The following is a 5,160-nucleotide window of genomic DNA, read 5'->3' as shown; positions in this document are numbered from 1 at the left end:
GTGGACTTGCTGCTTTTTGTGCTCATGACTCAGGAAATATACGTCCTGTTTCTGTGCGGCTTAACTAGACCACCTCATTTTGATTGACGCTATAAGTATAAGCCAGGAAAACGGGGGTACCCAGCCCCCCCAAAAAGGGGCGCGCAAAGGGGAGGGCGACCACGCGAAGTAAGAGCCCACTACACGCAACCCGCTGGGCACGATGCGAAGCGTCGTCCGCGGGGGCTCAGGTTATTTCCCAAGGCGGTCCCTTTCGGGTGAGGAGTTTCGGTAGCCCATAGCCAGCGCGGGTGCTCGCCTACCCGCAGCAAGAGCTGGTGGGTAAGAGCGGCAGTAAGGAGCAGCCACGCATAGGCTATTTAAGCCCCATAGGCAATCATTCAGGCCTTGATCGGCGTACTCTACAGCAGAAGTTACGATGCGTGGCCTGATACCACCTTAAAAGATGAAATACAGAGTACAGGGTATATGTACTCCTAGTGGCTTCCTAGAACGGCATTATGCAGCGCGCTGCCGAGAGGGGCCACGTGGGTAGGCCGCAGCGGGTACTGCCGCTTCAGCAGGAAGCAGCTCGTGCTTCGGCACCCGTTGCGCTGCACCGTGCGCACGGGTGGTCGACTGCGACCCGCTGCTGGTACGCTCGGCGCGATGGGTCATCCGTCCCTTTGCTTGGCCAGGCATCTTCCAGGGCAGGCAAGCTGCTCCTACTGCGGCTCCGGCAAAAAGCTTGTGCACTTTTGGGCGCTGGTTGCCTAGGCGCACTGTTAAGCGGACGATACATCACCCGGGAAAGCTGGAATTACTCGGTTGGTTAACGCTATAGAGCGACTTTTGGTAACCATCTAGTAGCGTTTTACTTGCGGACGAACACCCGCAGCCCTTGGCTGAGGGGCTGGTTGGTGCCAGTTGACCGGGTTTGGGCATCCGTTTGGGGACGGTTGCCGTTCTTTTGCTACCTCACTCGCAGTTGGTTAACGCTATAGAGCCACGTTGGGGAGCGTGGGGTTTTCAGGCTATTGGGTACGAGGCCAGGCCCTTTGGAAGAGGAACAGGATAAGCGCCTGCTCTTGCGAATAGAGTTCAGCAGCCGCTAGAACGGTGACGGTGACTAGGAGCAAAATACTATGCGTGGCCTGGATCGTGTTCTCAGGTCGAACAAGCTGCTTGGGCAAGGTGCTACTCCAGGGGTGGTAGGGAGCACCTTAGTGGTACTAGGTGTAGGTCGTGGGCTACCTGTTCCCATCAGAAGAGAGAGACGCCAGCGAGGGAGCATACAGCAGTTGCTAGTATTTCCTGCCCCCCCCCCTCCCCTTCCGTTTTCTTGGTAGGGCTAAAAAATGGGTCCCCCTGCGCTCCCCTATTGGGTACGATTTCAGGTTGAAGGGGGGTATTCGCAGAAGTGAAAACAAAATCTCAAAAAAGGTAGTGGCCTTCGACCACGCAAGGTTGCGCGCCGCTACTGCCTGCCCACGTTATTCGGCCTGCTCATGACATCTCAAGGAGTAGCTATCATATGCCACATCATGCAGGCGACGAGCATCGGTCTGGCCTGCGCGTCGGCCGTTCCAAGGGCATAACTCAAGTTTGTGCGCCACGAAATCCCATAGAGTGCAGCGAGAACATGGCGCGCCTTTGTGCGCGCGGATTTCGGCGGCTTCTGCTAAGCTCCTAAGTTGCCCTGTTTTTAGGATCGTCTTGAGATATAGATGGAAAATCAATATCAGGTGCATCCATTAGGTTTCGAAAGGGTAGGTTGAGGGCTTTAGATAGAGACAGAAGAATATCTAATGTTGCGCCTACCTGCCCCTTCTCAATACGCTGAATTGTCGGCTTAGCAATATCCGCGTAGTCAGCCAAAGCTTGTTGGCTTAAACCACGTTCATCACGTAGTTTGCGCAAATGGCGACCAAAAGCCTCAATACCAGCGGCATTTTTCACGCTGGCAAGCTCAGTCGCAATCTATTGCACGCTGGCATCTAAAAAGATGCCATCTTAAGAAAATCAGTTATTTTCACGCAGGCAACGCTTCTACAGTAAGTCATTCGCTGCTACACACAACTGCTTTTCTTGTGAATCCAACTCTCCTCACCCTTGCGCCTGCTTTGACCATTCAGATACGCTGGTCAGAGCGCCTACGATTTGCCCTTTGCAAACACATTGGCCTTACAGATAAGCAGCCAAAAGCAAAAAACAAAGCGGCACAAGCGCTTTTGACCGAATGGCAGCTGACTTACCTGGAGGTAAGCCAGCAACTGCAACTGTTCTTCCGCATGACCAACTCTCTTCCTGTAATTGGAGACTTTATTGTAGTGAATAGTGCCGCAATGAAAGAGCCCAAGGCGCTTCACATTGAACATCGCATAGTAAGCACAGAACAAGAATCAGGGCAACTGGTAATAACTTATCACCTTGATACCTACTATTGGGATGATAAAGACAGCATAGGTGGGAGACTCACCAAAAATTAATAATAGCCGTGTGACCAGAGGGCAGCAATACCTAGCTGAATAACCGATGGTAAATAGTACCTGAGTAACATTAGCGAACAAGCAGCCTGGGCAGGGTGCTACTCCAGCGGCGGTAGGGAACGCCTTAGTAGTAATAGGTGCCAGTCGTGTTGTTCCCATCAGGCGAGAGAGGCCAGCGAGGGAGCATACGGTAGCTACCCGGTACTAAGCATCACCGAGTCGAGCAGCAAGTGGTAGGTGATGGGTGTGATCGCCACTGCGCATCCATCCAAGATTGGCAGCGAGATTTCTCCTAGGGGGCGGCGTATGGGAGGAAATATGCAATTATAGTTAAGTGTTTCCTCCCCCTCCCCTCCCCTTCCGTTTTCTTGGTAGGGCTAAAAAATGGGTCCCCTTACGTTCCCCTATTGATTAAGACTCCAAGTCGAAGGGGGGGGTATTCGCAGAAGTGAAAACGCGACTGCAAAAAGGGTAATGGCCTTCGACCACGTAAGGCTATGCGGTGCTAGTGCTCGCCTAGCGAATGACAACTCAAGGTGTTACCATCACCCGCCACGTCACGCCAGCGATTGGCCCGTGTGGTGGCCATCATCACAGTGCTGTTCGAGTCGGTGCATCACGAAAGCGAGCAGGGCAGAGTATCCGCGCTGGGCCATTTAGTCCCGTTATCGGGCTACCTCACCCGCAAAGTGCACCAAGAATATGGTGCGCTTTTACGTACGCTGGATTCGGAACCTTATCGCGACCCCTAGCCAAACGCTAGGCCGATACGTGCTCTACTACTCAAATACGAACCGGCTCTCCATTGCTGGCGCAACAGCCCGCAACGAATTTACCTAGATGTGTTCGCTACGCTCTATTGCAAGGGCCGCTTGGTACACAAGTAGGCTTCCAACAATTGTAGGTGGGCGTTCTAGGATCGGCTACGGAACGCCCTATCTAGCTTTTCAGCTAAAGCAGGGAACAAATAGTACAGATATAAATTGATAAATACAGTAATACTACTTGCTAGTAAGCCGTCTTACTGTATTTATCAATTTATATCTGTAGATCTTGTTGTAAATACGTATTGCTATCTGGTTAAAGGACGATATATTTGCCAGGTATTAATCCCGTATCCCATGCAGATTCTAACGTTTGCCAACAACAAGGGCGGGCAAGGCAAGACCACTTCCGCGCTTGGAGTTGCGCACCGCCTCGCAGCCCTCGGTCATTCGGTCCTCTTTATCGACGCCGACCCGCAGGCCAATGCCACGCTCACGCTGGGAACTGATCCAGCCCGCGGTCATTTGGGTGACGCCCTGTTGGACGCTCCCGACGGACGGCCCAGTGCCCATACCCTTGCTACGCTGAGCCAGCGTCCGCATCCTACCCGCTCTCTGGAGGTAGTAGCGGCCAACCGCTTAATGGGCCAGCAGGAAAAAATATTCGGCACGCAGGCGGACTACATCTTTTTCTTCAAACGTCAGCTCGCTAGCCTAGCCAATCAGTATGACTACGTGGTTCTTGACACCCCCCCGAGTCTAGGACCACTGACACTGGCTGCTCTGGCTGCTAGTCACGCAGTCTTTGTACCCATGGTTCCAGACTTATTCGGTAGCGCGGGTATGGCGGCGCTACTAGAAATGGTGGAACGCATTCGACAAAACTTCAACGAGCGGTTACGGGTAGGAGGCATCTTTTTTACCAAGTACGCGCCTACATATCGCCGAGCACTGCATAAGCAGTATGCCGGCGACTTACTAGAAGACCAGAGCCTAGCGGGGTTGGTACTAACCCAGACGATTCGGGAAAACATTGCCCTAGCCGAAGCGCAGAGCATGCAGCAACCCGTATACGATTATGCTCCGTCCTCCTCTGGAGCAGCCGATTATGCAGCTCTTACCGACGAAATTTTAAGCCGCCTCTCGTAATGAAAAAGCCTAAACTAACCGGTAGTCGCCCACTAGTGCCCATACCAGCCGCGGCTCCTTCCATTGATGCGCACCTTTTTGGTACGCCGGTGCCTGCTCCAGCGCGTTTCCCTACTACTGCTGATACGACCACGGCAGAGGGAGAAGCCGTAACGCGCGTCATCTTCACCAACCAACTTAAACCGGATGTGTACGTGATGCTTCGGCAGTACGAGCACCATGCTGAAGCCGAACTACAGGAGATTCTGGACGCAGCACTACGGGCTTACCTCACTGATAAGCCCCAAGCGCACCAACCACTTCCACCAAAAGCGGCAGCTAAGCTCCGGGATAAGCTAAGAAAAAAATAGGACTTAGCAAGACCTCATATTGCTAGCAATACATATTGTCATTAATACAACAAGATGTATTCTGCTATTATTTTTTAACCTTGTGGTATGCTTTACATATAGTTGACTAAAACTAGACAAGACAAGCTGCCCTCTTAATATTCTGGCGGCAGCACCATGAGCTACTGCTGTTATAGACCTGACAGCAGTAGTACGCTTTAATCGCACTAGGCTTTACAGTATTTTCGGTAGCAAGTGTTAATCTACATCCTGGCTCTACGTCATTATCCGCAGGAACTGCACAGCCAGTTGCTACCTGATGCAAGTGGTGGGTTGTCGCCTCAAGATACCGAAGTCTAGGCTTTAGTCGATATGAGGTGGTCTAGCTAAGCCGCACAGAGTTGGGACGCAGTTTGAAAGTTGGTTTCGAAGTGATTGGGGGCGAGATAG

General features: G+C 52.3%; 4 protein-coding genes. 3 read left to right on the top strand and 1 reads right to left on the bottom strand.

Features of this window, described 5'->3' with window-relative positions; genetic code table 11:
- Nucleotides 1–1,668: 1,668 nt before the first annotated feature.
- The gene (locus J0X19_RS24635) at nt 1,669–1,938 is read right to left on the bottom strand and encodes a helix-turn-helix domain-containing protein (protein WP_206987078.1); all 270 of its coding nucleotides are present in this window, start codon (nt 1,936–1,938) and stop codon (nt 1,669–1,671) included.
- 131 nt (nt 1,939–2,069) lie between these two features.
- Between J0X19_RS24635 and J0X19_RS24630 the strand changes: the two genes are divergently transcribed.
- The 3 genes from J0X19_RS24630 to J0X19_RS24620 all read left to right on the top strand — a co-directional run bounded on the left by J0X19_RS24630 (nt 2,070) and on the right by J0X19_RS24620 (nt 4,731).
- Nucleotides 2,070–2,468: a hypothetical protein gene (locus J0X19_RS24630; protein WP_206987077.1), complete on the top strand. Its 399-nt coding sequence runs from the start codon at nt 2,070–2,072 to the stop codon at nt 2,466–2,468.
- 1,121 nt (nt 2,469–3,589) lie between these two features.
- On the top strand, nt 3,590–4,381 hold the full coding sequence (locus J0X19_RS24625; protein WP_206987076.1) for a ParA family protein: 792 nt from the start codon (nt 3,590–3,592) through the stop codon (nt 4,379–4,381).
- The gene (locus J0X19_RS24620) at nt 4,381–4,731 is read left to right on the top strand and encodes a hypothetical protein (protein ID WP_206987075.1); all 351 of its coding nucleotides are present in this window, start codon (nt 4,381–4,383) and stop codon (nt 4,729–4,731) included. The genes J0X19_RS24625 and J0X19_RS24620 overlap by 1 nt, the downstream gene beginning before the upstream one ends.
- Nucleotides 4,732–5,160: the final 429 nt, after the last annotated feature.

The organism is Hymenobacter telluris (assembly GCF_017313265.1).
Classification (GTDB): Bacteria; Bacteroidota; Bacteroidia; order Cytophagales; family Hymenobacteraceae; genus Hymenobacter; species Hymenobacter telluris.
The sequence above is the reverse complement of the archived record's forward strand: the minus strand, read 5'-3'. Positions and strand labels throughout refer to the sequence as shown.